Below are 24,800 nucleotides of genomic sequence, written 5' to 3' on the forward strand. Positions count from 1 at the left end.
CGCTGGCAGATTTCATCGACCTGGTGTTCGGGGAGTCTATGTGTAGGGGCGATACCTGCGTCAGCCAGAAGCATTCGAATGGAATAGTCCGACACGTGATAGCGCTTTGCTAACTCGACTTTTGTAATTCCCTTTCGGTACTCGGCTACGATCTGTGCGAGATCGTGTTCGCTCAACCTTGACGTGAGCCGTCGACCTGACGCCAGGGGTAGAGGCGAGGCCGAGGTCCGCGGACGCTCAGCCAGGCTCTCCGTCACCGAGGTTAGGTGAGCCATATTCGAGTACCGTCGTGCACAGTGCACCATGGTTCGCGCTTGACGGCGCAACGAATCCCCCGCAGGCGACATCTCGCCGGCGGGGGTTTTTCGTTGTGCGCGGTACTCGCCGCGGGCCGAGGTCGCTCCGGCTCCTAGAGCACACCTCCACCGGTTGAGCTGGCACGCGATGACGTTATCCGGCGCGGACAACGACACCTGGTGCCAGGTCGACGGCGCTCCGAAGGGCGGACGAATCCCTCGAGTGGCGCCCCTGGTTGAGTTGGCACGCGATGTCGTTCAACGACCCCGATAACCGCACCTGGTGCCAGGTCAACGACGGCACGTCCGGAGTGCCAGGTCAACGATGCACGGCAGGTATGGCGCGGGCCACGGCCGACCACCGCGACGACCGCGACATCGGTGACCACAACGACGAAGGTGGGGCCGGCGATGTCATCGCCGGCCCCACCTTCGTCACACCCGGTCTCAGGGTGACCGGTTCACGAGGATTCGCTCAGGTGGCCTGAGCTCCACGACGCGCGATCGCGTCGATCACCACTGCCGCGAGCAGCACGAGCGCGGTGATCATCTCCTGGGCTGCCGCTCCGAGGCTGAGCAGCGACATACCGTTGGCGATCGTGGCGATCACCAGACCACCGAGCACCGCGTGGATGATCTTGCCGCGACCACCGAACAGGCTGGTCCCACCGATGACCGCAGCAGCCACGGCATACAGGACGTACTGCCCACCGTTGAAGCTGGTGCTGATCGATCCGAGGTTCGAGGCGTAGATGATGCCTGCCATACCGGCTGTGACCGAGCAGAGCACGAAGCACAGGATCCGGATCCGGTCGACGGCCACACCCGCGCGTCGCGCCGCCTCGGCGTTGCCACCGATGGCGTAGACGTAGCGGCCGAAACGCGTGCGACCCAGCAGGAAGCTCCACAGCGCGGCGATACCGGCCATGATCAGCACCACCCACGGGATGCCTGACTGACCAGTGGTCTTCAACAACCCGATCGAGCGGTTGCTGTTGCAGATCAGCAGCAGACAGACCCCCGCTGCGGCAGCGAGCACGATCTTGATCGCGCTGACGGCCGGCGGCGGCGACTCCAGCCCGGCGGCCTTGCGGCGCATGTCACGCGTCACGGTCGCCACGGCATAGAGCACCACCACGACGACGACCACGATGACGCTCCACAACGGGCTGATGTTGCCGTTGTTGAGGTCGTTGAGCACCGGATTGGTGACGTTGACGCTTCCGCCGTTGTCCTTGCCGCCGTAGTTGTTGATGAACCACAGCAGGAAGCCTTCCCAGAACAGGAAGCCCGCGAGGGTGACGATGAACGATGGCAGCTTCAGCCAGGTCTTCAGGAAGCCCTGCAGGAATCCGATGACCGCGCAGACCAGCAGACCGAGCACGATCGAGGGAAACCACCCCCACCCGTGCTGAGTCGACTCCACACACGTGAAGGCCGCACCCACCGCGCCGACGAAGGCGGCCGACAGGTCGATCTCGCCGAGCAGCAGGACGAAGACCTCTGCAATGCCGAAGAGCACCAGGAAGCCCGCCTGTTGCAGCAGGTTGGTCAGGTTGAGGGCGGTGAGGAACTTGGAGTTCTCGATCTGGAAGATGATCACCAGCACCACGACACCGACGAGCACGGGCAGCAACCCGGTCTCACCGCTGCGCAACCGGGCCAGCCACGCCCGGGTGTACTCCGGGAAGCTGCGGGCCAGGTTGGCGTCGATCAGTGCCGGCTCGACAGCGGCCGATCCGGCAGCGGCCTCCTCCGCGTGGACGACGGCCTCAGGGCGATCGTCAGGCGTCTGTATGTCGGTCATGACCGCTCCTTGGTCGCGTCGTCGGTGCCACCGAGAGTCGGAGCAGCAGCATTGAACCGGGTCTCCCGGCTGCCGGAGGTGATCAGCGAGACCGCGCTCTGGGAGTCGAAGTCGCTGATCGGCCCCTCGGCGCACATGGTGCCGAGATACAACACTGCGAGGCGGTCGGCCACCTCGAAGACGTCGTTGAGGTTGTGGGAGATGACCAGCACCGCGATGCCGCGTTCGGACAGGGTGCGGATCAGGTTGAGCACCATCGCGGTCTGGGAGACACCGAGGGCAGCGGTCGGCTCGTCCATGATGACCAGGCGGGTCTTGTTCATGACCGCCTTGGCCACGGCGATCGCCTGGCGCTGACCACCGGACAGTGACCCCACCGACTGACGGATCGAGCGGACGGTGGTCACGGACAGGTCGGCGAGGGTCTCCTTGGCGACCTTCTCCATCGCGTCCTCGTCGAGCAGACCCCTCTTGCGGACCTCGCGGCCCAGGTAGAGGTTCTGCACGATGTCGAGGTTGTCGCACAGGGCGAGGTCCTGGTAGACGGTGCTGATCCCGAGTGCCGAGGCATCACGCGGCGAGTGGATGTCCATCGCCGCGCCGTCCCACAGCATCTGACCGCCGTCCAGCCCCCAGATGCCCGAGATCGTCTTGATCAGCGTGGATTTACCGGCACCGTTGTCGCCGACGAGGGCAGTCACCTGACCGTCAGGGATGGTGAGGTTGACGTCATTGAGCGCCCGGACGGGACCGAAATGCTTTTCGACGCTCTTGAGTTGCAGGAGCGGGGCAGATGCCCGGTCCGAGGACCGGGCATCTGCGTGCGTCGTGGCCGTCACAGCTCAGAACCGCCCTCGCGCCATACGTGCTCGAGTTGGGTTGCCATCATCAGCCCGAGATGCCGTACTTCGTGCAGTCGGCGGCGTAGCTGCCGGAGCACAGTTGGGACACGGTGATCGCACCGTCCTTGATGACAGTGGAGCTGATCGTCGACGGGGTGACCCACTGCGGGGCCAGCAGCACCGACGGCACTTCCGCGCCGGTCTTGGGGTCCTTGTTGGTGCCGTTGAGCAACGAAGACGGCGGGGTCTTGGAAGCGCGGGCGTAGATCGCCACGGCGACGGCGGCCTGGGCCTCCTGGTTGATGGCCTTGTAGACCGTGCCGCACTGGTAGCCGGAGATGATGTTCTGCAGACCCACGAGGGTGGCGTCCTGACCGGTCACCGGGAAGGTGTCGGGCTTGATGCCGTGGCTCTTCAGGTAGGTGATGATCGGGGCCGCGTTCTCGTCGTTCGGGCTGAGCAGCGCGTTCGCGTCCGGGTGGGCGGTGTAGGCCTGCTCGAACTCGGTGGCCGCCGTCGGCGGGTCCCAGGTGCCGGCCGGCGATGCGGCGAGCTTCCAGGTGCCGGCCTTGAACAGCGGGTTGAGCACGGCGTTGTAGCCCTGCGCGAACTGCGCCGCGTTGGGGTCGGTCGGCGAGCCGGTCATGTCGATGACGTTGGGGTTCTTGACCTTCCAGTTCGCGACACAGGACACGAGGCCGTTGCCGATCAGGGTGCCGACCTGCACGTTGTTGAAGGACACGTAGTACTGCCGGCTGCCCCCGGTGGTCATCCGGTCGTAGTCGATGACGACTGCGCCCTTGGACTTCGCGTAGCTCTCGATCTTCGCGCCGACACCGTCGTCCAGACCATCCAGAATGATCACGTCGGCGCCGTTGGTGATGTCAGCCTGCGCGTCGGCGTACTGCGTGGCGTCCGAACCCTGCGCGTTCTGCACGATCATGTCGGAGCTCGGGATGCCGGCCATCGAGGCGGCCTTCATCAGGTACGGCGCGTCGAACTCGGTGTAGCGAGCGGAGGTCGTGGTGTCGGGCAGGATCGCGGCGATCTTGCCCTTGCCCTCAGCGGCGAGCGACTTCAGGGAGCTCATGGCCGAGAACGTGCTGTTGAGGTCGGTGGTCGAGATCATCGGGCCGCCGGTGGAGCCGGACGAGGCGGAGGTGCCGGTGTTTGACGAGGTGGACTTGCCGCTGCTTGACGAGCTGCCGCACGCAGTCATGGCGAGACTGGCCGCAACCATCGCCGTGAGAACCGCAGCGCCTTTGCTGGAACTTTTCACGGAACGAAACTCCCTGTGAATACTGCCTGTCGGCAGTCGGTGGATCACCAGGGCGGTATGACGCTGCCCGGTGTTGGCGATCTTGAACCTAGGCGCAGCCCCATAAACGTGGTGTGAACATCGCCACATTCGCGTTAAAAAAGCGTTAACGGGAGGTGGAGTCCATGTCGCCCGCCCACGGCTCGGCCGCGATGCGGTATCCAGCCCGCGGGTGCGTCAGGATCAGCGGCGGCTCGCCCTCGAGCTCCAGCTTCGCGCGCAACCGCCGGACATAGACGCGCACGTATTCGGTCTCGGTCGCGTAACCCGGACCCCACACCCGCCGCAGCAGTTGCGCATGGGTGAGCAGCTTGCCGCGATTGGCCAAAAGCTCTCGTAGCAATGCGAATTCGGTCGGCGTCAGGTGGACGTCCTGGCCCTGGCGGGTGACGTTCTTTCCGGTCAGATCGACCGCGAGGGCGCCGATGGTGATGACTTCCGACGCCGGTGACTGCGGCGCCATCACCCGTGAGCGCCGCAGCGTGGCGGTGATCCGGGCCAGCAATTCCTCGATCGAGAACGGCTTGGTCATGTAGTCGTCGGCGCCCATGTGCAAGGCGGCGACCTTGTCGCGCTCCCCACCGCGCGCGGAGACCACGATCACACCGACGTTGGACTGTTCGCGGATCTGCTGGCACAGCACGAGCCCGTCGGCTTCGGGCAGCATGAGGTCCAGCAAGACGATGTCGGGCTGCTCGTGCTCGATGGTCGACAGGACGTCGCGTCCGTCCACCGAGACCACGGTTTCGAACCCGCGGACGGCCAGATTCGACCGGATCATGTCGACGATGTTGGGGTCGTCCTCGACCAGCAGCACGCGCGTCGAGGAGGCCCTGTCGCTCATTGCGGAGGTGTCGGTCATCGCGGACTCACCTGCCGTGTTCGACTGCAGCAGCGGTGGATTCGATGGGGATGCGGATGCGCCACAGTGTTCCCTTGCCGCCCTGGTTCTCGAGTTCGATGGTGCCGCCGTGGGCGTCGACCATGCCTTTGGCGATGGACAGGCCAAGGCCCGCGCCCGCTGTCGAAGACCGGCGTTCGCGCCCCACCTGGAACGGATTACGCAGCACGTACTCCGGCGGCCCGCCACCACTGTCCGCGACGGTGAGTTCGACCATCGCCGACTCGACCGGGCGTGCCTCGACGGTGACGGATGTGCCCGGAGGAGTATGCCGCACCGAGTTGTCGATGAGGTTCACCAACACCTGTTCGAGCCGGTCGTGGTCGGCCCATACGGGCGGTATGTCGGGGTCGCATCTCACGGCGATCGGCCGGTCCGTCGTCTGCGGGACGCACGCGACGGCCGCTTCGAGGATGAGCTCGAGGTCACACCAGTCGGGGTTGAGCCGCAGCAGTTCCGCTTCGATCGCGGAGAAGTCGAGCAAGTCGTCGACCAGCCGGCCGAGCCGTGCCGACTCTCCGGCGATCCGGGTCAGGAAACGCGCTTCGGATTCGGCATCCCAGGTGACGTCGGTCTGCAGCAGGCTGGACGCATACCCGCGTATGGCGGTGAGTGGTGTCCGCAACTCGTGACTCAGGCGGGACAAGAAATCCCGCTGCAGCTCCTGACTGCGCCGCAGCGCGGCCGCTTCGTTCTGGGCTCGGATGGCGCCGGCCCGCTCCATCGCGCCGATCACGTAGTCGGCATACAGCACCACAAGGTCACGCTCGAGGGCGGTCGGCGGCTGGTCGTGCAGCATCAGCATCGTGATCACACCTGGCGCGTCGGGGTCGTGCCGGACGGGGATGCACCACACCTGTTGCACCGGCTGATCGGCGAGCGTGGCCGACCAGACACCGCTGTCGACCGAGGGCACGGGTTCGACCGAAAGGGCACCCGGAACGGCGATGCTGCGCACGAGCGGATTGTCCGTGGCATCGCTGTCCAGCATCTGCCAGGCGGCGTCGGTCAGGGCGTCGAGCCCGGTCGATGCCACCAGTCGCAGGACACCGGCGCGCTGGTCACTCTGGTGCACGGCCACCCCGCTCGTGGGAAACGCCCGTGACATCACCTCCAGGATCAGACGCAGGCCCTGGTCCGGGTCGGCGGTGGTGAGTTGGTCGGACAGGGTCTGCAGCCGGTCCAGCTGATGCCGGGCAGAGGTCGCCGGCTCCTGGCCGCGCATCAGCGCCACGATGTCGTCCGGGTGCGAATCGCTGGGGTCGACCTCGGCGCGGATGGTCCCCTGATGCATCACCACGATGCGATCCGCCAGGCGGAACATCTGATCGAGGTCGTGAGTCACGAGCAGGATCGACGTGCCCTGCCGGCGCAACCGATCCGCGAGTTCTTCCACCTGGTCGGCCCACCCGATCGCCAGATTCGCGGTGGGCTCGTCCAGCACCAGCACCTTGGGCGCGCCGCGCAATGCCCGTGCCACCGCGAGCAACTGTTTCTGGCCACGCGACAGTTCGCCCACCCGGCGGTTGGTGGGAGCGCCGAACGGGACACCCAACCGGTCCAGCAGTCGAGCCGCCTTGCGGTGTTGGGGGGCGTCCCGCAGAAATATCCCCGAGCGCTCGTCGCCGAGCAGGAGGTTGGCTGCCACGTCGAGGTTGTCGCAGAGCGCCAGGTCCTGCCACACCACCGAGACGCCCTGCCGGTCCACTGTTGCCGGTTCGGAGGCCACCGGCCGGCCGTCGATGGTCACGACGCCCATCTCCGGTGACAGGTCGCCGGTCAGGCAGCGCACCAGAGTCGACTTGCCCGTGCCGTTCTCACCGGCCAATGCGGTGATCTGGCCGGGCCACAGGTCGAGGTTGATGTCGCTGATGCCGCGCCTGGGCGCGTAGTGGAAGCTCACGTGCTGCGCGCGCAACAGCGGTCTGGGTTCGATGACCTGGGTCACATTCGTCAGTGTGCCGCATCGCCGGAGCGGCCCTTGCCGCAACCGGAGGTCCGGGTCGATTCGTCACCGGCGTCGGTCCACCGCTCGAGCCGTGCACCGGGCCGCGAGGCGGCTGACGTCGGCGCGGGTGTTGGATGACCGCATGCCGCTCTTCGGGAAGCGCCGTGCCGATGCAGGCCCCGCGATTGATCAGTTCTGGCAGTGGTGGCACGCGCAGGGCGCGCGCCAGGCGTCCGCCGCGGTGGGGGAGACCCCGGACCCCGCGCTCGTGACGGAACTGACCGAGCGGGTCGTCGCGATCCGGCCCGGGCTGGCCTGGGAACTCGCTCCTGGCAGCGCGTCGGCCCAGCTTCTCATTGTGACCGCGGACGGCGACCCCGACCTGCGTGCGACGGCTCGACGATGGTTGCGGGCAGCGCCGGAAGCCGACGTCGTGTGGTCGTATGCCGACAGCCGCCAGCCGGTCGCCGACATCGCGGGGCGGACCCTGAACGTCGACGGCGGTGAGATCGCTCTGGATCGTGCACTCGTGGGCGTCCGGCGGCAGACGACGCGCGTCGACGTGACGTTCTACCACCCCGGATTTGCCGATCTGCCTGAGCAACAACGTCTTTCGGTGTGTTTCCTGGCGCTCGATGCTGCTATCGGTGAAGAGGCCACCGAGACTTGGATCGGCGAATTGACGCCCGCTACGCACCCTCCCATCGACGGCTTCGGTCTTGCAGGTCTGCGCGCGGTCGTCCGTGACCTCAAGGCCGAACACCTCGACGTCGACGGCGAGCCCGCCTGGATGGAGTTGCGCGGGCAGGGACGCAAAGGTGCGGTGAGTGGCGGTGCGCAGGTGCCGCTTGCCGCCGCGTGGGCGCCGCAGCTCAACAGCCACGTGAGCATCGCCGTGCCGTATGCCGATCGCGACGAGGCCGGGCTGCCCGGTCCTGCCGCGACCGAGGCGTTGCGGTCACTGCAACGGCATGTGACCGAACGGATGGAGGGTGCCGGCCGGGTCGTCGCGTTCGAGAGCAGCGCCGGCCTGCACGTGATGCACGCGTATGTCGAAGGCGACTCCCACGCCGCGGAGCAGATCCGCGCCGCGGTCCGCGGGTGGCCGGACGGGCAGGTGACGGTGGCCGTCGAGGACGACCCGGGGTGGTCCGGAGTGGCGCACCTGCGCGGCTGAGCCGTCGCAGTTCCAGGGACCGGGCACAGCACCGTTCGCGGCGTTGGCCCCGTTCCACGAGCACGACCTCCCGCGCGCGGCGTGTCCTGCCGGTGACGCTGCTGTGACGCATTCGAAACATGAGCATGATGGGGTGTACTGCGTGATCAAAGATGACGCGAAACTGCGGGTGCTGGTGGCCGAGGACGAGGCGCTGATCCGCCTCGACATCGCCGAGATGCTGCGAGAAGCCGGGTATGACGTGATCGCCGAGGTCGGCGACGGACGTCAGGCGGTCGATGTGGCACTGGACCTGCGACCCGACCTGGTCGTCATGGACGTCAAGATGCCGCTGTTGGACGGCATCAGTGCCGCCGACGAGATCGGCGCCGCCGGTGTCGCACCGGTCGTGATGCTCACGGCCTTCTCCGACAAGGAACTCGTCGAACGCGCCTCCGACGCAGGCGTCATGGCCTACGTCCTCAAACCGTTCACGATCGACGACCTGCGCCCGGCAATCACCGTGGCGCGCTCGCGGTGGACCGAGCGCAAGGCGTTGGAACAGGAGATCGCCGACCTCGGCGACCGGCTGGAGACGCGCAAGAGCCTCGATCGCGCCAAGGGAATCCTCATGACGCAGCTGGGCATCGACGAGCCCGGCGCCTTCCGCTGGATCCAGAAGACCGCCATGGACCGGCGGCTGGGAATGCGCGAAGTCGCGGACGCTGTCATCGCGGGTGCTGGCGAGCGCTGACAACGCTCCCGTCGAAGGTCTGCGCCATACAGAAGCACTGCTACATGGTGCCGGTTAGGTCACGAACCGGAAACGAAATGCATGGTTTGCTGAGAAAACACCCTGCGGGGCCTTAATTTTTCCGCAACGACGCTCCCAGCCCTGGGGTAGCGCGGCGTTTGAGGAGGAATTTCCGTGCGTGTTTCGCAAAAAGTGGCGATCCCGGTGGTTGCGCTCGCAGTGGTCCTGACCGGTTGTGCCAACAGCAGCTCCGGCTCCGGCTCCAGCAGCGACAGCAGCGGGCTGGCCGACGGCCTGACCAACCTGCCCGTCCAGAGTCAGATCGACGTCCCGGCGGATGCCGTGAAGCCGGCCGGTGACGGCAAGGCAGTGTGTGCCTCGACCACCGCGCTGGGCTATGTGGGTGCCGAGACCGGCGCCAACGCGCAGTTGGGCATCAACATCGTCAACGGTGTGAAGCTGGCGCTGAAGGAGCACAACGCGGCCAACCCGAACTGTCAGGTCAAGCTCAAGGAGTTCGACACCGAAGGCGACCCGACCAAGGCAACCGGTCCCGCTGTCCAGGCGACCAACGACAAGACCATCGTCGGTGTCGTCGGCCTTCCGTTCTCGGGCGAGTCCAAGGCCACGGGCAAGATCTTCGAGCAGGCCGGCCTGGCGCACATCACCCCGTCTGCCACCAACCCCACGCTGACCCAGAACGGCTGGACCACCTTCTTCCGGGGCCTGGCCAACGACAACGTGCAGGGCCCGGCAGCTGCGGAACTGGCCAAGAAGCTCGGGGCCAAGAAGGTCTTCGTCGTGCAGGACGACTCCGACTACGGCATCGGCCTGGCCAAGACGACCACCGACGCGCTCGGCAGTTCGCTGCTGGCCGGCACCGACAAGGTCACGACCGGGCAGAAGGACTTCTCCGCGACAGCACAGAAGGTCATCAACTCCAAGGCCGACGCGGTCTTCTACTCCGGTTACTACGCCGAGGGCGCGCCCTTCGACCAGCAGCTGGTGCAGAAGGGCTTCAAGGGCGTCTTCATCGGCCCCGACGGTGTCAAGGACCCACAGTTCATCAAGCAGGCGGGCAACGCGAGCACCAATGCGTACTTCACCTGCCCGTGCATCCCGGGTGACCTGATCCCCAGCTTCGCCACGGCATACAAGATGGTCTCCAACGGTCAGGCTCCCGGCACCTACTCCGTCGAGGGGTATGACGCCACGACGATCATGCTGACCGCCATCGACAAGGGGCAGAGCACCCGCGCGCAGATGAAGCAGTTCATCAAGACGTATGACGCGGACGGGCTGTCCAAGCGCTACAAGTGGAACGCCCAGGGTGAGCTCGAGGCGCTGCCGGTCTATGGCTACAAGGTTCAGGGCAGCGACATCGTCTCGGTCGGAGTCGTCAGCAAGAACTAATCACGACAGTCGCGAATGCGGCCCCTCTTCAACGGTTTTGGGGCCGCATTCGCGACGTCCGACCTGCCTCACCACTTCAAGGAGCCGATCACGTGCACAGCCTTGCCAGCAGCCTGGCTGCCGACGGCAGCTGGATCCAGTTCAACTGGGACTACCTGTTCCAGAATCTGGGTCCCGCCACCGTCGACGGTCTCACCTTCGGCGCGATCTACGCGCTCGTCGCCCTTGGGTACACACTCGTCTACGGCGTGCTGAACCTCATCAACTTCGCCCACTCCGAGGTCTTCATCTCCGGCGCCTACGCCGTGGTGTTCACCCTCTCGTGGCTCGGTTTCGGGCCGAATACGCCCAACCTGTCGCCGATCGCGATCGCCGGTGACCTGATCCTGGCGTGCGTCGCGGCGATGATCGTGTCGGCTTTGGTCGCGCTGCTGGTGGAACGGGTGGCGTACAAACCGCTACGTGACCGGGGCGCGCCGCGGCTGGCCTATCTGATCAGCGCGATCGGCGCGTCCTTCGCGATTCAGTACATCTTCTTCAACTGGCGCGGCTCGAACGCCGAACCTGCGGTGATCATGTTTCAGCCGAAGGCGATCTTCGACATCGGCGGCACGCTCATCGACAGCCAACAGCTGACGATCGTGATCGCAGCCGTCGTGATGATGGTCGGCGTCGACCAGTTCATCCGACGCACCCGGCTGGGCCGGGGAATCCGCGCGGTGGCGCAGGATCCCGACACCGCGACGCTGATGGGCGTCAACAAGGAACGCATCATCATGGCGACCTTCCTGATCGGCGGTCTGCTCGCCGGCGCCGCGGCGTTGTTCTACGTGATGAAGGTGCCGTCCGGGGTCATCTACAACGGCGGCTTCATCCTCGGCATCAAGGCCTTCACCGCGGCCGTGCTCGGTGGCATCGGCAACATTCGCGGCGCTCTGCTGGGCGGGCTGCTGCTGGGCATGATCGGCAACTACGGGCAGTACCTCCTGGGTGACGCCCAGTGGACCGACGTCGTCTGTTTCGTGGTGCTCGTGCTGGTGCTGATGGTGCGACCCGAGGGAATCCTGGGCTCCAACCTCGCGAAGGTGCGTGCGTGATGACCATGAGCATGAGCGAGGGAAGAGGCGCGGCACTATGAGCATGAGCGACGACCGAGCCGAGGACACGAACGCAGTGAGGCCCGCAGGCAAGGGAAGAGGCGCGGCACTATGAGCATGGGCCAGGCCCCGATGGGCGGCGCCGTCGAGGCGCAGGAACACCAGGACGAGCAGCTCGAACAAGCCCGAAAGCCCAAGCTGCTGGCCGGTGTCCAGGAGAAGTGGAACGGACTCGAGCGTTGGCAGCAGTGGCTGGTGCTGGCGGTCGTGGCGATCATCGTGTTCTTCCTGCCGGTGATCAACCCACCGATCATCACCACCGAACCGGGCACCGACTTCCCGCTCGCGTGCTTCGACATGGCGCGTTTCGCATTGGCGGCGCTGGGTCTCAGTGTCGTGGTGGGCCAGGCCGGTCTGCTCGACCTGGGCTACGTCGGCTTCTTCGCTGTCGGTTCGTATGTCGCAGCACTGTGGACCAGCACCGACTCCACGATGGTGCACATCCCGTATCTGTGGACCCTGCCACTGGCCATGGTCGTGACAGTGGTCTTCGGAGTGCTGCTCGGCATACCGACCCTGCGCCTGCGCGGCGACTATCTGGCGATCGTGACCCTCGGCTTCGGCGAGATCATCAGGTTGCTGGCCAGCATCGTGCCGGCGCTGCGCGGCAACGTCGGCTTCCAGAACATCGGTGCGCCGCCCGGCACCCATGACGGCAAGCAGATCTTCGACAACAGCAACGGCACACCGTGGTACATGCTGACCGTCGCGATCATCATCGTGGTGATGTTGCTGCTCGGCAACCTCGAACGCTCCCGGGTCGGTCGCGCCTGGATCGCGATCCGCGAGGACGAGGACGCCGCCGAGACGATGGGCGTGCCGACCTTCAAGTTCAAGCTGTGGGCCTTCGGCACCGGCGCCGCGATCGGTGGCCTGTCCGGGGCGATCTTCGCCGGTCAGGTGGGCTTCGTGAACAACCAGAAGTTCGACGTGGCGACCTCGATGCTGTTCCTGGCAGCGGTGGTGCTCGGCGGATCCGGCAACAAGTTCGGAGCGGTGATCGGTGGTGCGGTGGTGTCGTACATCCCGAACCGGTTCATCGACATCGCGCCCTACAAGTACCTCGTCTTCGGCGTGATCCTCATCGTGCTGATGATCTTCCGTCCGCAGGGCCTCCTGGGTGTCCGCAACCACCTGCTCGGCGCGATCGGCCGGCTGCGGCAATGGGTCGGCTCGGCGCCAACGGCGACCGCCGGCGGGCGCGCTGCCACCGTCGACCTGCCTGAGAAAGGTGATCTGTCGTGACCGACTCCACGAATGACCAGACACCGCCGGTGCCGGCCGATGTCGATGCCGACGTCGATGTCGATGTCGTCACGGTGCCGGACGATCTGCCCGACATCGCCGAGGTCGTGGCCCCCGACCGGGAGATCTCGGTCGCCGTCGGCGAACCACTGGTGCGACTCGACGAACTGACGGTGGAGTTCGGCGGTCTGACGGCACTCGATCACGTGACCTTCGACATACGTCGCGGGGAGATCCTCGGGCTGATCGGCCCGAACGGTGCCGGCAAGACCACGTGCTTCAACGCGATGACCGGCGTCTACAAGCCGTCGCACGGCACCGTCACAATGGAGGGCGCGTCGCTGCTCGGCAAGAAGAAGCACGCGATCACCCGTGCCGGCGTCGCCCGGACCTTCCAGAACATCCGCCTGTTCGGCGAGATGACGGCTCTGGAGAACGTCGTCGTAGGCCTGGACGCGCGCCACCGCACCAGCGTGCCGGGCGCCATCTTCCGGACCCCGCGGCATCTGCGCGAGGAGCGCGAGTCCATCGACAGAGGTATGGCGCTGCTGGAGTTCGTCGGCATCGCCGACAAGGCCACGGCACCCTCGCGGAGCCTGCCCTACGGCTACCAACGCCGGCTCGAGATCGCGCGTGCGCTGGCCACCGAACCCAAGTTGCTGTGCCTGGACGAACCGGCAGCGGGATTCAATCCTGCCGAGAAGCAGGAGCTGATGCAGCTGATCCGGACGATCCGCGACGACGGCTACACCGTCCTGCTCATCGAGCACGACATGAAGCTGGTCATGGGCGTGACCGACCGCATCGTGGTGTTGGAGTTCGGCCGCAAGATCGCCGACGACGTGCCCGTGAAGATCCAACAGGACCCGGCCGTGATTGCGGCATACCTCGGGGTCGAGGAAGAAGATGACGATGGCGCTGCTTGAGATCGACGACGTGAGCGTCCACTACGGGCGGATCCAGGCTCTGCACAACATGTCGATCACCGTCGAACAAGGTGAGATCGTCTCGCTCATCGGCGCCAACGGCGCGGGCAAGACCACCACGATGCGCTCGGTGGCGGGGCTGCTCGGTCTGTCGGGCGGCGCGATTCGCTTCGACGGCGAGGACATTTCCAAGACCAAGGCCCACCTGCGGGTCGTCAAAGGTATGTCGCTGACGCCCGAGGGTCGTGGGATCTTCCCGTCGATGACGGTCCTGGAGAACCTCGACATGGGGGCCTACGCCCGCAAGGACAAGTCAGGCATGGCCGCCGACTTCGACCGGGTCTTCGACCTGTTCCCGCGCTTGAAGGAACGCCAGAAGCAGACCGGCGGAACGATGTCCGGGGGCGAGCAGCAGATGCTGGCGATCGGGCGGGCATTGATGGCGCAGCCCAAGCTGTTGCTGCTCGACGAGCCGTCGATGGGTCTGGCGCCGCAGTTCATCCGGCAGATCTTCGCCATCATCAAACAGGTCAACGAGCAGGGCACCACGGTGCTGCTGGTCGAGCAGAACGCCAATCAGGCGCTGCGTCTGGCACACCGCGCGTACATCCTTGAGACCGGTCGCATCACCCGTGAGGGCACGGGACGTGAACTCGCTGCCGACGATGCGGTGAAGGCGGCCTACCTCGGAGCGTGACCAGCGAGTACACGGTCAACCCACAGCAAGCGATGGTGCGCTGTGGGCAACCTGTCGGGAACCGATGCGGGGTCTGACAGGGAGGCGTACGCTTCCTCGGGCACGGCAGTACGCCAACAGGTACCGGTTGCTTGGAGGAATTCATGGCCCGTCAGAGCGTGCAGGTTGTTCGGGCCAGGCCCGAGGACGAAAGCAGCTTCGCGCAGTTGTGGACGGCGTCGCGGGCGGCCACCGGACTCAGCGCCAAGCATGCGGAGAAGTCGGTGCGTGACGGTCGGCTCGGCTGCGCGCTGCGTCGAGCGGACGTGCGCGTCTACCTGGCCACCTCCGACGGTGAGGCCGTCGGCTACGTCATGTGCATGCAAGGACCGGTCGGCGCCCTGAGCGATGAGCTCGCCGTCTGGATCGACCTGATCTGGGTCGACCCGGCACGACGCGGCGGCGGCGTCGCGCGAGCACTGTTGGGCATGGTCGTGGAGTTCGCCGATCACATCGGCGCGGTCGACATCGTGTCGTGCGTGCCCGCCGGAGAGCGCGAGCTCAACCGCTACTTCGCTCGCCTCGGGTTCTCCTCGGTGGTCACCGAACGCACCACGACACCAGCGGCGCTGCGCCGCCGGCTGGCGGGGGGGCCGGTGTCGATGGCCGCAGAGGCCGTCCGTCGCAGGCGGTCACTGCGTGCTCGGGCGCGTGGTCAGGTCGCCATGGTGCGCGAGATCCAGACGCATTCCACCTCGCCCTTCTGAGCCGGCTCAGCGCGCCTTGGGGGCGCTGTCTCGCAGCAGGCAGGTGATTCGCGCCGTGCACACTCGATTGCCCTCGTCGTCGACGATCGCCACGTCATACGACGCCAGCGTGCGGCCCAGCGACAGCGGAGTTCCGGTGGCAGTCACATAGCCCGATCGGGCACCACGGTGATGCGTCGCGTTGATGTCCAGCCCGACCGCGATGCGCCCGGGGCCGGCGTGCAGCGCCGCGCCCACGGAGCCGACCGACTCGGCGAGCACGACACTGGCCCCTCCGTGCAACAGACCGTAGGGCTGGGTGTTGCCCTCGACCGGCATGCGCGCGACGATCCGCTCCGGGGTCGCCTCCAGGAACTCCACACCCATTCGCTCCGCCAGAGTTCCGCGACCGCCCTCGTTGATCGCGTGCACGGTGGCCGCGTCGTCGGTGCCGTCGACGGGGAGGGCGACATCGGATGCTGCGGACGGGGCGGTGGTGTTGTCGGTCATGCCCCATAGGCTGCCATGCGTGAAACGCCTGCTGCTGCTCGATGGCCATTCGCTCGCCTACCGCGCCTTCTACGCGCTGCCGGTGGAGAATTTCTCGACGACGACGGGTCAGCCGACGAACGCCGTCTACGGGTTCACCTCGATGCTCATCAACGTGCTGCGCGACGAGGAGCCCACCCACATCGCGGTGTGTTTCGACGTGTCCCGGCAGACCTTCCGCGCCGAGGAATATGCCGAATACAAGGCCGGCCGCGCCAAGACGCCCGACGAGTTCAAGGGCCAGGTGTCGCTGGTCCACGAAATCCTGGATGCCCTGCGGATCACGTATGTCGAGCGCTCCGGCTGGGAGGCCGACGACCTCATTGCCACCCTCGCGACGCAGGCCGAGGAGTCCGGCTTCGACGAGATCCTCATCTGCTCCGGAGACCGCGACGCTCTGCAACTGGTCACCGGCAAGGTCACCGTCCTCTATCCCGCCAAGGGAGTCTCAGACCTCTGGCGGATGACGCCGGCCGCCGTCGAGGAGCGCTATCTGGTGCCGCCTGCGTCATACCCCGACCTTGCTGCGCTCGTGGGCGAGAAGTCCGACAACCTCCCCGGCGTGCCCGGAGTCGGTGCCAAGACCGCCGCCAAATGGATCACGATGTATGGCGATCTGCCCGGCATCGTCGACCACATCGACGAGATCAAGGGCAAAGTCGGCGATGCGCTGCGCGAGCACCTCGACGGGGTGCTGCGCAACCGCCGCCTCAACCAACTCGTGCGCGACGTCGAGGTTCCGGTCACCGTCGACGAGCTCGAGCGTCAGGTGTGGGATCGCGACCAGGTGCACCAGGTCTTCGACGGTCTGGAGTTCCGGGTGCTGCGTGACCGCCTGTTCGCGACCTTGGACGCTGCCGGACCCGAGGCGGAGGGGTCCATCGAGGTCGACGGCACGGTGCTTGAGCCGAACGACGTTGCGGCGTGGGTTAATTCGCACCTGACAGCCGATGCCCGAGCCGGTCTGCACGTGCTCGGCACCTGGGCCAGGGGAGTGGGCGAAGCGCACGCGCTGGCCGTCGCGGTCGGTGACGACGACGCGGCTGCTGCGGCATACATCGATCTGACGACACTGACCCCGGACGCCGAGACGGCTGTGCGCGGCTGGCTGGCCGACGGCGACCGGCCCAAGGTGCTGCACGATGCGAAGGGTCCGCTGCAGGCGCTGCACGCGACCGGCCTGCCACTGGCCGGGGTCGTGAGCGACACCGCACTTGCGGCATACCTCGTGCGCCCCGACCAGCGCTCCTACGACCTGGCCGATCTTGTGCTGCGCCATCTCAAGCGGGAGCTGCGACCGGAGCAGGCCGACCCGGCCCAGGGCATGCTCGACCTCGACGGCCATGATTCCGCCGCAACCGAAGCCATGAGCGCCGCCCGTGCCGTCCTCGACCTGAGTGCGGCGCTGGACGAGGAGTTGCAGCACACCGGCGGCTCGGCGCTGCTGCGCGACATCGAGTTGCCGCTGGTGGACGTGCTGGCGCGGATGGAACGCGCCGGCATCTTCGCCGACACCGAGGTGATGACCGCTCTCGAGAGCGACTACGCCGACGGCGTCGCGCAGGCCAGCGAGGACGCCTACGAGGCGATCGGGGGCGAGCGCATCAACCTCGGCTCGCCCAAACAGCTGCAGACGGTGCTCTTCGACACCCTCGGGATGCCCAAAACCAAGAAGACCAAGACCGGTTACACCACCGACGCCGACGCGCTGACCGAGTTGTATGCCAAGACCGAGCATCCGTTCCTGGAGGCGCTGCTGCGTCACCGGGATGCCTCGCGCTTGCGGGTGACTGTGGAGGGGTTGATCCGCTCCGTCGCCGATGACGGTCGGATCCACACGACCTATCAGCAGACGATCGCTGCAACCGGGCGATTGTCCTCGACCGACCCGAACCTGCAGAACATCCCGATCCGCACCGAGGCGGGCCGCCGGATCCGCGAGGTCTTCGTCGTCGGCGACGGTTACGAGTCGCTCATGTCGGCCGACTACAGCCAGATCGAGATGCGGATCATGGCGCATCTGTCCGGCGACGAGGGGCTCATCGAGGCCTTCCGCACCGGGGAGGACCTGCACCGATTCGTCGGGTCGCGGGTCTTCGGTGTCGAGCCGGCCGATGTCACCACCGAGATGCGGGCCAAGGTCAAGGCGATGTCCTACGGGTTGGCGTACGGCCTGTCGGCCTTCGGGCTGTCCAAGCAGCTGAGCATCTCGACGGCGGAGGCAAGCACCCTGATGGAGGAGTATTTCTCCCGGTTCGGCGGGGTGCGCGACTATCTGCATGAGATCGTCGAGGTGGCCCGCAAGACCGGCTACACCGAGACGATGCTGGGACGCCGGCGGTATCTGCCCGATCTCACCTCCGACAATCGGCAGCGGCGCCAGATGGCCGAGCGGATGGCGCTCAACGCGCCCATCCAGGGGTCTGCCGCCGACGTCATCAAGCTGGCCATGCTGCGGGTCGATGCTGCGCTGACGCAGCAGGATGCCCGCTCGCGGATGCTGCTGCAGGTGCACGACGAGCTCGTCCTCGAGATCGCGCCGGGGGAGCAGTCCGACGTTGAAGAACTCGTCCGGCGTGAGATGGGCGCGGCCATCGAGATGGACGTGCCGCTCGATGTGAGCGTCGGTGTCGGCGGCTCCTGGCACTCCGCGGCCCACTAGCTCGACTCCGACCGAGCAGTTGCGCGGCGCGCTGGGCTGTTTTCGGCGGCGGGTGCCGCTATGGTCGCCGTAACCGTCGGTTCTACTGAGAAGTAACCGGGCGAGAGCCCGGTCTTCGCACGGAGGAGTGCGCATGGTGCATGACGAGAACGAACCCAAGGCAGTGCCCAGCTCGGACCTGAATGCGCGTCAGGAGGTGCTCACCTGGGCGGTGATCGACGTCGCGGCGCTGCTGGTGATGTTGCTGATCGCGTTCATCTTCCGACCGGAGCACGGTTGGATCCCCGGACCCGTCTGGCTGACCGGGCCGCTCGTCGGGTGGGTCGTCGGCAATGTCGTCGGCTGGTTCCTGCCGCGGATGGCGTCGGTTCCGTCGCTGGCGATTGCCGGAGCAGCGCTGGTGCTGGTGGTGCTCTGCGCGATCGTCCTGCGTGGATCGGCCTTTGCCTTCGGTCAGGCGCTCGCCGGTTGCTTCATCGGTCTCGCCGGCGGTGTGCTGGTGGGACGGTCGTGGAAGGTCCATCACGAGGCGCACATCGCTCACTGATCCACCGGCAGCCTGATTCACCGCTCCGCCGGCCACCGAGCGTCAACGCCCACGATTCACGCGGGGTTCGCATCACCCGGTCGCCTCCGCTTGAGGTGCCCGGGTGACGCGCCTTCGCGCTCAGGAACCGATGACGCCGCGGTTGTATGTCGAGCCTGGATCCACGTGCGCGTCCCAGGTCACCACGCAGTCGGTGAGTCGGGCACCCTCGTGCACCACGGCGCCGCCGAGGATCACGCTGCCGGAGACGAACGCACCTGCCGCGACGGTGGCACCGGCACCGACGTAAGACCCGCCGGTGACGACGGCGTCCGCGGCGACGCTCGCGCGTGTGTCGATCAGCGCGCTCCGACCAGAGTTCGTCACGGCCTCGACATTGGCCCGTCGGAAGGTGTCCGGGGTGCCGATGTCGCGGCCGGCACGCTCGTCGTGGAAGACCGTCACGACTCGGCCGACGGAGAGGGCCTGAGGCAGCACGTCGCGTTCGAAACTGAGGTGCGTGTGTCGTGGGAAATCTTGCAGGAGAACGGGATCCACGACATACGTTCCGGCGTTGACCAGCCCGGCACACGCCCGGCTGGGTTTCTCCTCGAAGCTCACGAGGAGGTCCTCGCCGCCGCCGGATTCGACGCCGAGCAGCCCGAACGCCCGGACGTCCTGCACGGTGCGGGCATGCACCGATCCGCCCGCGCCCGCCTGCACGCGGGCGGTCTCGAAACGCTGGAGTTGAGCGGTCAGATCGTGTTCGGTGAGCTGATCCCCATTGAGCACCACCAGCGTGTCACCTGGCACTGCTCGGAGTACGGCTGCGGCAGCGACGAGAGCGCCGCCTGTGCCCAACGGGGTTGTCTCCCAGGAGTAGATGCAGCGGAGGCCGAGACGGGACCCATCCCCGAACATTGGCTCGAACCGATCGCCCAGGTATCCGGTGGCGATGGCCACTTCGGTGATGCCGGCGGCGGCCAGTCGCCGCAACTGGAGGGCAAGGAGTGGTTCACCGGCGATCGGGAGCAACGGTTTGGGGCACCGGTCGCTGATCGGCCGCAGCCGGCTGCCGCGACCTCCGGCGAGCACGACGCCCAGCAGCCTGCTCATGGGCGCGTCGTGGCGTCGGGTGCACGTCCCTGGACGATGTCGCTGATCTGCGGCGCGAGCCAGGACCAGACGATGGCGCCGGATTGCTTGGAGAAGTGCAGTCCGTCCACATAAAGGGGAATGCGGTCGATGGTGGTGTGGAAGCCACCGGTGCACAACAACGCCTTCAGATCCAGGACAGGACTTCCGCTGCTCTCAGCCCACTGCTGCACGACCTGATCGACGTGATCGACGCGAGAATCGTTGTTGGTGTTCTGTGCGCCTTTGCTCACGGTGGCGAACGGCATCCGGTGGTACGCGAGGGTGAGCACCGCGAACCGCTTCGAACCCGCAGCGAGCGCTTCCTTGCGAACCAACGTCAGGGTGCGGTCGATGAACGCGTCATACGCAGGCGTGCCCCAGGTCAGCCTCTTGCCGTCGACGATGTAGTCGCCGGTGAAGGTCTGCGGGATCATGTAGACCGTCAGATCCGGCTTGAGATCGACGATCGCTTGCGTCCAGCGCTGGTGCCACTGCTCGCAGGCGGGCGTAGGCGGTTGCGGGGTGTTGCCGTAGATCTGGTCGCCCGGATACGGATCGCAGCCCAGACTGGTCGCGGTGTTGACGGTCAGACCCGGGTAGGCGCCGTTGGGGTAGGCGACGGCCAGGCTGTAGGGCATCGAGTTGCCGGCCAGCACCACGGAGGCACCGCCGGGCGGTGCGACGTAGTGGCCGCCCTTCACCACGACATTGGTGCTGCTGTCGGTGCCGGGGTCGGCGACAGCAGCGGAGCTTGGCGTCGTGCCGAGCGGGAGCATCAGCGCACCCAGGACGACCGCAGGTATGGCGAGCGTCGCGATCGCCATACTCGGTCGTGGGTGGCGGGGCAGCAGCCCTCGAAAACCCTGGGTGCGGATGGGTTTCTCCACCCACCGCCATGTCGCATAGGCCAACGCCACTGCGATCGCGACCTCGATGACAGCGTCGATCACCGCGTTGCCGGTGAGCCTGCCGGTCAGGAAGACGATCACCGGCCAGTGCCACAGATACAGCGAGTAGCTGATCAGACCCAGCCGACGCAGCGGCTCCCAACTCAGTGCGCTTTGCAGCATGCTGGGCTGTGGGCTGGCGGCGGCCGCGATAGGGGCGACCAGCAGCACACACAGCACGGCCAGTCCGCCGCGGAAGACGATGGTGTCGTTCTGGGAGACGAGGCAGCAGGCCACGACCAGCACGGCCAGACCGGCGGCGCCGGTCCATGGCAGCAGCCCGGCGCGGACGGTCCGCTCTGCCCGCGGCGGTCGTCGTGCGGTGAACTCTCGGGCACCGAACAACAGTCCGGCACCCGATCCGATGAGCAGTTCGAAGGCGCGTGTGTCTGTGCCGTAGTAGACGCGACTCGGGTCGGTGCCGGGAACATAGAGCGCCCACATGCGCCATACCGACGCCGCTGCCAGCGCCAGCAGGACACCGGCGATCAGCCGACGACGTGCGGTCCAGCGCATGGCGTGCGTCAGCGTGAGCAGCAATGCCAACAGGATGGGGAAGACCCAGTAGTACTGCTCCTCGATGCCGAGCGACCAGGTGTGCCGTAGCGGCGAGGGCAGGCTGAGATTGGCGAAGTAGTCGTCGTCGGAAAAGAGCAGTCGCCAGTTTGCGACATAGAACAACGTGGACACGGCGTCGTCCCGCACCGCGGCGCGACGGGCAGCGATCGTCCAGAATCGCGACACGACCAGCACGGCGAGCAGCATCAGCACGAGCGACGGCAGCAGCCGACGGGCACGAGCGAACCAGAAGCCGGGCAGATAGATGGATCCCCACCGTTGATATTCGGTGACCAGAAGGGAGGTGATGAGGAAACCCGACAGGACGAAGAACAGGTCAACCCCGAGCCAGCCGCCTGGCAGCCACGAACTGTTCAGGTGGTACACGACCACTGCCGACACCGCGATCGCGCGCAGCCCGTCCAGCGCCGGGCGGTACGGCAGCGATCGGTGAGAACGTGGGCTCAAGGGTTTCTTTCGTCGCGGAACCTGCGGCCGGTCGACCGACGGCCAGATCGTACTAGCCGGTAGCGATAGATGTGGTGTGCGCCACTAGTATTCCCGGCATGTCTGCACCGACCGTGGAAACCCGTACCGTCATCAGGTTGCGCAACGGCAGCAAGATCTGCGTGCTCATCGCGATTGCGCTGGTCGCGGTGGGGGTCTACTACTACTTCCTCCCCGTGAAGATCACCAGTGCCAACGGCATCTTCGGGTGCGGGTCGGCGGCGCATCCTCCGTCCGGCACGTTCCAGACGTCCACCTGTCAGGACCTCACCCACGTCAACCTCTTCCGCACCTACCTGTTCGTCGGCGTCGGCATCATCACTGCGGCACTCGGATCATGGATGTTCGGGGTGGACCGCCAGACCCAGGTGCGCCACGCCGTGGTGGAGTCGCGCCAGGACGACGGCCTCGGCGCTGACGAGCGTGACCACGGACGTCAGGACGAGGCGTCCGACGACGGGCAGCACCAGCAGGAGCCTGGCCGCCCAACCTCCGGTGACAGGGACTGACGTCACCGCATCGCGCACTGAGCAGCTATGGACACGTCCGCCTTCTTCGATCACCTCGGCACCGCATTTGCCGGCGACCCGCAGACCAGCGATCCGCTCGACCCTCGATGGACCCGCATCGCCACCGACGTCGCCGGCTACACCGGACCCAACGAACTGGCCGTCCTCAATGCCGCCGCCGCGCTGCTGCCGGAACATGAGGCCTACCTGGAGGTCGGCACCTTCAAAGGTCGTTCTCTCGTCGGCGCCGTCGCGGGCAACGAGGGCAAGAAGTTCTACGCGATGGAGAACTTTCTGGAGTTCGGTATGGCGGGTCAGGAGGCACGCGCCGAACTCGAGGACAACCTGCGCACGTATGCCGCATCCGCCGATATCGCCCTGCTCGAAGGCGACTGCTTCACGCTGATGGCGCAGCCGGGAGCCGTCGACGCACCGGTCGGCGTCTATTTCTACGACGGCGAGCACACCTTGTTGTCGCACTACCTGGCGCTGGCGGCGGTGGAGCCGCTTCTCGCGGACGAGGCGCTCGTGCTTGTGGACGACGCCACGTGGCCGGTGGTCCAGCGCGCTCACCGCATCTTTCTGCGGCGTCATCCGGGCTGGTCGGTCGCGGCCACCTGGGATGCCGCGCACGCCGACGACCCGCGCTGGTCGAACGGGCTGCACGCGCTGGTGTTCCGGCGTACGGGCCGCCGGACGCGGATGAGTCGGGTCGACGAGGGACTGCGGATCTACCAGACGCGGGTCCAGGACCGCCTCAACCATGCCGCGTGGGCGGTCGCCGACCGGTTCCCCGGCATCACCAAGCGGGTGGCGGCAGTGGTGATGGGCCGGTCACGGGCGATCGGCGACGACGATCACTGACTCCTCCGGCATTGCCAGGCGGGTGCGATGGCGTGCCACGACGCGCACCAGGCCGGTCAGCGCGATCAGCAGGGCGCCGGTCAGGCAGGTGCCGACGATCTGTGCTGCGTTGTGGTGCAACCAGACGGCAATGGCGGCGGCCTCGGCCACGATCACCGCCCAGGTCAGTGCGCCGAGGATGCCACGGTTGGCACCCATCTCGGAGAACAACCAGATCTGTGCGACCGCCCACGCCATACCGAGTACGACGAACAGCAGTGCCAAGTGCCCGAATTCGCGATAGTCCGAGCCGCCCGCGACGGTGATCCACCACTGCGGATCGATCGCGACGATCCCGAATCCCACCAGCCCGATGCCGAGCACCAGAGCGCTCGCGCGCAGCAGGGTGCGTGCGGCATCGGCACCGTGCATGCGCGGCACGATCAACAGCGCCACGAACTGCGTGCCCCAGCAGATGGCCCGTCCGAAGGTGGACGCGAGCGCGTAGCCGCCGGACTCGTGCGGCGACAGGAAGTGCCGGGCGAACAACACGTCGATGTTGGTCAGTGCGACGTATGCCGCCAGGGTGCTGTTGGAGCGCAGCATCTCCGCCGCGACGCCGGGCGCATTCGGTGGAACCAGCCGAATGTCGTGACGGCACAGCCAGGCACCGGCCACGGCGGTCGCCGCCGCGGCGAGGAACATCGCTGCGAACACCTCGGTGACGTCCAGGTGGTCGATGGCCGCTGCTGCTGCCGCCACCACTCGGGTGACGGCGGTGATCAGGTAGAGCGCCGACAGGGCACGCAGCCGGTGGCGGCCCAGCAGGATGCCCTGGAAGCACCCGGTCACCATCATCGGGACCAGCATCGCCCCTAGCAGCACCGCCGACAGTGCGGAGTGCAGATGGAAGGCCTCCGCCAGCGGCGCCGAGATCGCTGCGGTCACCGCGAAGAAGGCCACACCCAGCACGGCGGCGGGCGCCAGTCCGGTCGTCTGCAGTGCATCGCTCCCGGCGCCGGACCCGTCGGCGTCGCCTGCGCGGCGTGACAATCTCCGGGCCACGACCACCTGGAAGACGCCGGCCGGGATCGCGAGCAACACGCCATACGTCGACAGCGCTGTGTAACCACCGAACTCGGCTGGTCCCAGCGGGCGCGACAGCAGCATGACCACGAGATAGCCGAGGGCGTTCGACATCCCCATCGCCACACCCAGAACCGCGCCCTTGAGGGCAGTCGGCGCGGGCTTGCGCGCCCGGTGGGGGACAGTGGGTGCCACGGGTTGGCCTCGTCGGTCGGCGGTGGAGTCTGCGCAGGCTGATCGGAACCTGTGGAGTTCGCCCCACATGCCGGGGTAAACGTGACTCAGGTTACT

General features: G+C 66.7%; 23 protein-coding genes. 14 read left to right on the plus strand and 9 right to left on the minus strand.

Features of this window, described 5'->3' with window-relative positions:
• Positions 1–547: 547 nt before the first annotated feature.
• Positions 548–784, plus strand: a complete 237-nt coding sequence (locus BKA23_RS06995; RefSeq protein ID WP_145226723.1) for a hypothetical protein — start codon at positions 548–550, stop codon at positions 782–784.
• Here the strand turns inward: BKA23_RS06995 and BKA23_RS07000 are convergent.
• Genes BKA23_RS07000 through BKA23_RS07010 form a run of 3 tightly spaced genes read right to left on the minus strand, consistent with a single transcriptional unit; the run spans position 772 to position 4,035 of the window.
• Positions 772–2,103 (minus strand): sugar ABC transporter permease, encoded by a 1,332-nt coding sequence (locus BKA23_RS07000; protein WP_145226724.1) that lies wholly within the window; start codon positions 2,101–2,103, stop codon positions 772–774. The genes BKA23_RS06995 and BKA23_RS07000 overlap by 13 nt on opposite strands.
• Positions 2,100–2,942, minus strand: coding sequence for an ATP-binding cassette domain-containing protein (locus BKA23_RS07005; protein ID WP_145226727.1), 843 nt, complete (start codon positions 2,940–2,942; stop codon positions 2,100–2,102). Before BKA23_RS07005 ends, BKA23_RS07000 begins: the two co-directional genes overlap by 4 nt.
• Before the next feature lie 49 nt (positions 2,943–2,991).
• The gene (locus BKA23_RS07010) at positions 2,992–4,035 is read right to left on the minus strand and encodes a sugar ABC transporter substrate-binding protein (protein WP_170226404.1); all 1,044 of its coding nucleotides are present in this window, start codon (positions 4,033–4,035) and stop codon (positions 2,992–2,994) included.
• On the opposite strand from BKA23_RS07010, the gene BKA23_RS17620 reads away from it, so the two are divergent.
• Positions 4,034–4,243, plus strand: coding sequence for a hypothetical protein (locus BKA23_RS17620; RefSeq protein ID WP_170226405.1), 210 nt, complete (start codon positions 4,034–4,036; stop codon positions 4,241–4,243). The genes BKA23_RS07010 and BKA23_RS17620 overlap by 2 nt on opposite strands.
• Positions 4,244–4,369: 126 nt before the next feature.
• Here the strand turns inward: BKA23_RS17620 and BKA23_RS07015 are convergent, their stop codons facing one another.
• Together BKA23_RS07015 and BKA23_RS07020 are read right to left on the minus strand one after the other, a co-directional pair.
• Positions 4,370–5,125, minus strand: a complete 756-nt coding sequence (locus BKA23_RS07015; RefSeq protein ID WP_211841617.1) for a response regulator transcription factor — start codon at positions 5,123–5,125, stop codon at positions 4,370–4,372.
• Positions 5,126–5,132: 7 nt separating this feature from the next.
• The gene (locus tag BKA23_RS07020; RefSeq protein ID WP_145226731.1) at positions 5,133–7,112 is read right to left on the minus strand and encodes an ATP-binding cassette domain-containing protein; all 1,980 of its coding nucleotides are present in this window, start codon (positions 7,110–7,112) and stop codon (positions 5,133–5,135) included.
• A 142-nt stretch (positions 7,113–7,254) separates the two neighbouring features.
• On the opposite strand from BKA23_RS07020, the gene BKA23_RS07025 reads away from it, so the two are divergent.
• From BKA23_RS07025 to BKA23_RS07060, 8 genes are all read left to right on the plus strand, one after another.
• Complete coding sequence (locus BKA23_RS07025; RefSeq protein ID WP_170226406.1) at positions 7,255–8,289, plus strand: DUF695 domain-containing protein; 1,035 nt, start codon at positions 7,255–7,257, stop codon at positions 8,287–8,289.
• 142 nt (positions 8,290–8,431) lie between these two features.
• Positions 8,432–9,022, plus strand: coding sequence for an ANTAR domain-containing response regulator (locus BKA23_RS07030; protein WP_425473753.1), 591 nt, complete (start codon positions 8,432–8,434; stop codon positions 9,020–9,022).
• Positions 9,023–9,196: 174 nt separating this feature from the next.
• Complete coding sequence (locus tag BKA23_RS07035; RefSeq protein WP_211841618.1) at positions 9,197–10,435, plus strand: branched-chain amino acid ABC transporter substrate-binding protein; 1,239 nt, start codon at positions 9,197–9,199, stop codon at positions 10,433–10,435.
• 92 nt (positions 10,436–10,527) lie between these two features.
• Complete coding sequence (locus BKA23_RS07040) at positions 10,528–11,532, plus strand: branched-chain amino acid ABC transporter permease (protein WP_145226735.1); 1,005 nt, start codon at positions 10,528–10,530, stop codon at positions 11,530–11,532.
• 111 nt (positions 11,533–11,643) lie between these two features.
• The gene (locus BKA23_RS07045; RefSeq protein WP_246104500.1) at positions 11,644–12,837 is read left to right on the plus strand and encodes a branched-chain amino acid ABC transporter permease; all 1,194 of its coding nucleotides are present in this window, start codon (positions 11,644–11,646) and stop codon (positions 12,835–12,837) included.
• 86 nt (positions 12,838–12,923) lie between these two features.
• Complete coding sequence (locus BKA23_RS07050) at positions 12,924–13,763, plus strand: ABC transporter ATP-binding protein (RefSeq protein WP_246104599.1); 840 nt, start codon at positions 12,924–12,926, stop codon at positions 13,761–13,763.
• The gene (locus BKA23_RS07055) at positions 13,750–14,460 is read left to right on the plus strand and encodes an ABC transporter ATP-binding protein (RefSeq protein ID WP_145226737.1); all 711 of its coding nucleotides are present in this window, start codon (positions 13,750–13,752) and stop codon (positions 14,458–14,460) included. Before BKA23_RS07050 ends, BKA23_RS07055 begins: the two co-directional genes overlap by 14 nt.
• A gap of 143 nt (positions 14,461–14,603) precedes the next feature.
• Positions 14,604–15,206 carry a GNAT family N-acetyltransferase gene (locus BKA23_RS07060; RefSeq protein ID WP_145226739.1) on the plus strand — a complete coding sequence of 201 codons (603 nt, stop codon included), beginning with the start codon at positions 14,604–14,606 and terminating at the stop codon, positions 15,204–15,206.
• A 6-nt stretch (positions 15,207–15,212) separates the two neighbouring features.
• Here the strand turns inward: BKA23_RS07060 and BKA23_RS07065 are convergent, their stop codons facing one another.
• A complete protein-coding gene (locus BKA23_RS07065; protein WP_246104600.1) occupies positions 15,213–15,572 on the minus strand; it encodes a PaaI family thioesterase in 360 nt (119 codons plus the stop codon).
• Positions 15,573–15,714: 142 nt separating this feature from the next.
• On the opposite strand from BKA23_RS07065, the gene polA reads away from it, so the two are divergent.
• Together polA and BKA23_RS07075 are read left to right on the plus strand one after the other, a co-directional pair.
• Positions 15,715–18,396: a DNA polymerase I gene (polA, locus tag BKA23_RS07070; protein WP_211841619.1), complete on the plus strand. Its 2,682-nt coding sequence runs from the start codon at positions 15,715–15,717 to the stop codon at positions 18,394–18,396.
• 133 nt (positions 18,397–18,529) lie between these two features.
• Complete coding sequence (locus tag BKA23_RS07075; protein ID WP_145226745.1) at positions 18,530–18,943, plus strand: hypothetical protein; 414 nt, start codon at positions 18,530–18,532, stop codon at positions 18,941–18,943.
• A gap of 120 nt (positions 18,944–19,063) precedes the next feature.
• On the opposite strand, the gene BKA23_RS07080 is transcribed toward BKA23_RS07075, so the two are convergent.
• Positions 19,064–20,038 (minus strand): nucleotidyltransferase family protein, encoded by a 975-nt coding sequence (locus BKA23_RS07080; protein WP_145226747.1) that lies wholly within the window; start codon positions 20,036–20,038, stop codon positions 19,064–19,066.
• Positions 20,035–22,032 carry an acyltransferase family protein gene (locus BKA23_RS07085; RefSeq protein WP_170226407.1) on the minus strand — a complete coding sequence of 666 codons (1,998 nt, stop codon included), beginning with the start codon at positions 22,030–22,032 and terminating at the stop codon, positions 20,035–20,037. Before BKA23_RS07085 ends, BKA23_RS07080 begins: the two co-directional genes overlap by 4 nt.
• Positions 22,033–22,130: 98 nt before the next feature.
• Between BKA23_RS07085 and BKA23_RS07090 the strand changes: the two genes are divergently transcribed.
• On the plus strand, positions 22,131–22,580 hold the full coding sequence (locus BKA23_RS07090; RefSeq protein ID WP_145226751.1) for a hypothetical protein: 450 nt from the start codon (positions 22,131–22,133) through the stop codon (positions 22,578–22,580).
• A gap of 27 nt (positions 22,581–22,607) precedes the next feature.
• Positions 22,608–23,444 (plus strand): class I SAM-dependent methyltransferase, encoded by an 837-nt coding sequence (locus BKA23_RS07095; RefSeq protein ID WP_145226753.1) that lies wholly within the window; start codon positions 22,608–22,610, stop codon positions 23,442–23,444.
• Here BKA23_RS07095 and BKA23_RS07100 read toward each other — a convergent pair.
• The gene (locus BKA23_RS07100; RefSeq protein ID WP_170226408.1) at positions 23,415–24,704 is read right to left on the minus strand and encodes a lipopolysaccharide biosynthesis protein; all 1,290 of its coding nucleotides are present in this window, start codon (positions 24,702–24,704) and stop codon (positions 23,415–23,417) included. The two genes, BKA23_RS07095 and BKA23_RS07100, sit on opposite strands and share 30 nt — an antisense overlap.
• Positions 24,705–24,800 lie beyond the last annotated feature (96 nt).

The sequence above is a fragment of the Rudaeicoccus suwonensis genome (assembly GCF_007829035.1).
GTDB lineage: Bacteria > Actinomycetota > Actinomycetes > Actinomycetales > Dermatophilaceae > Rudaeicoccus > Rudaeicoccus suwonensis.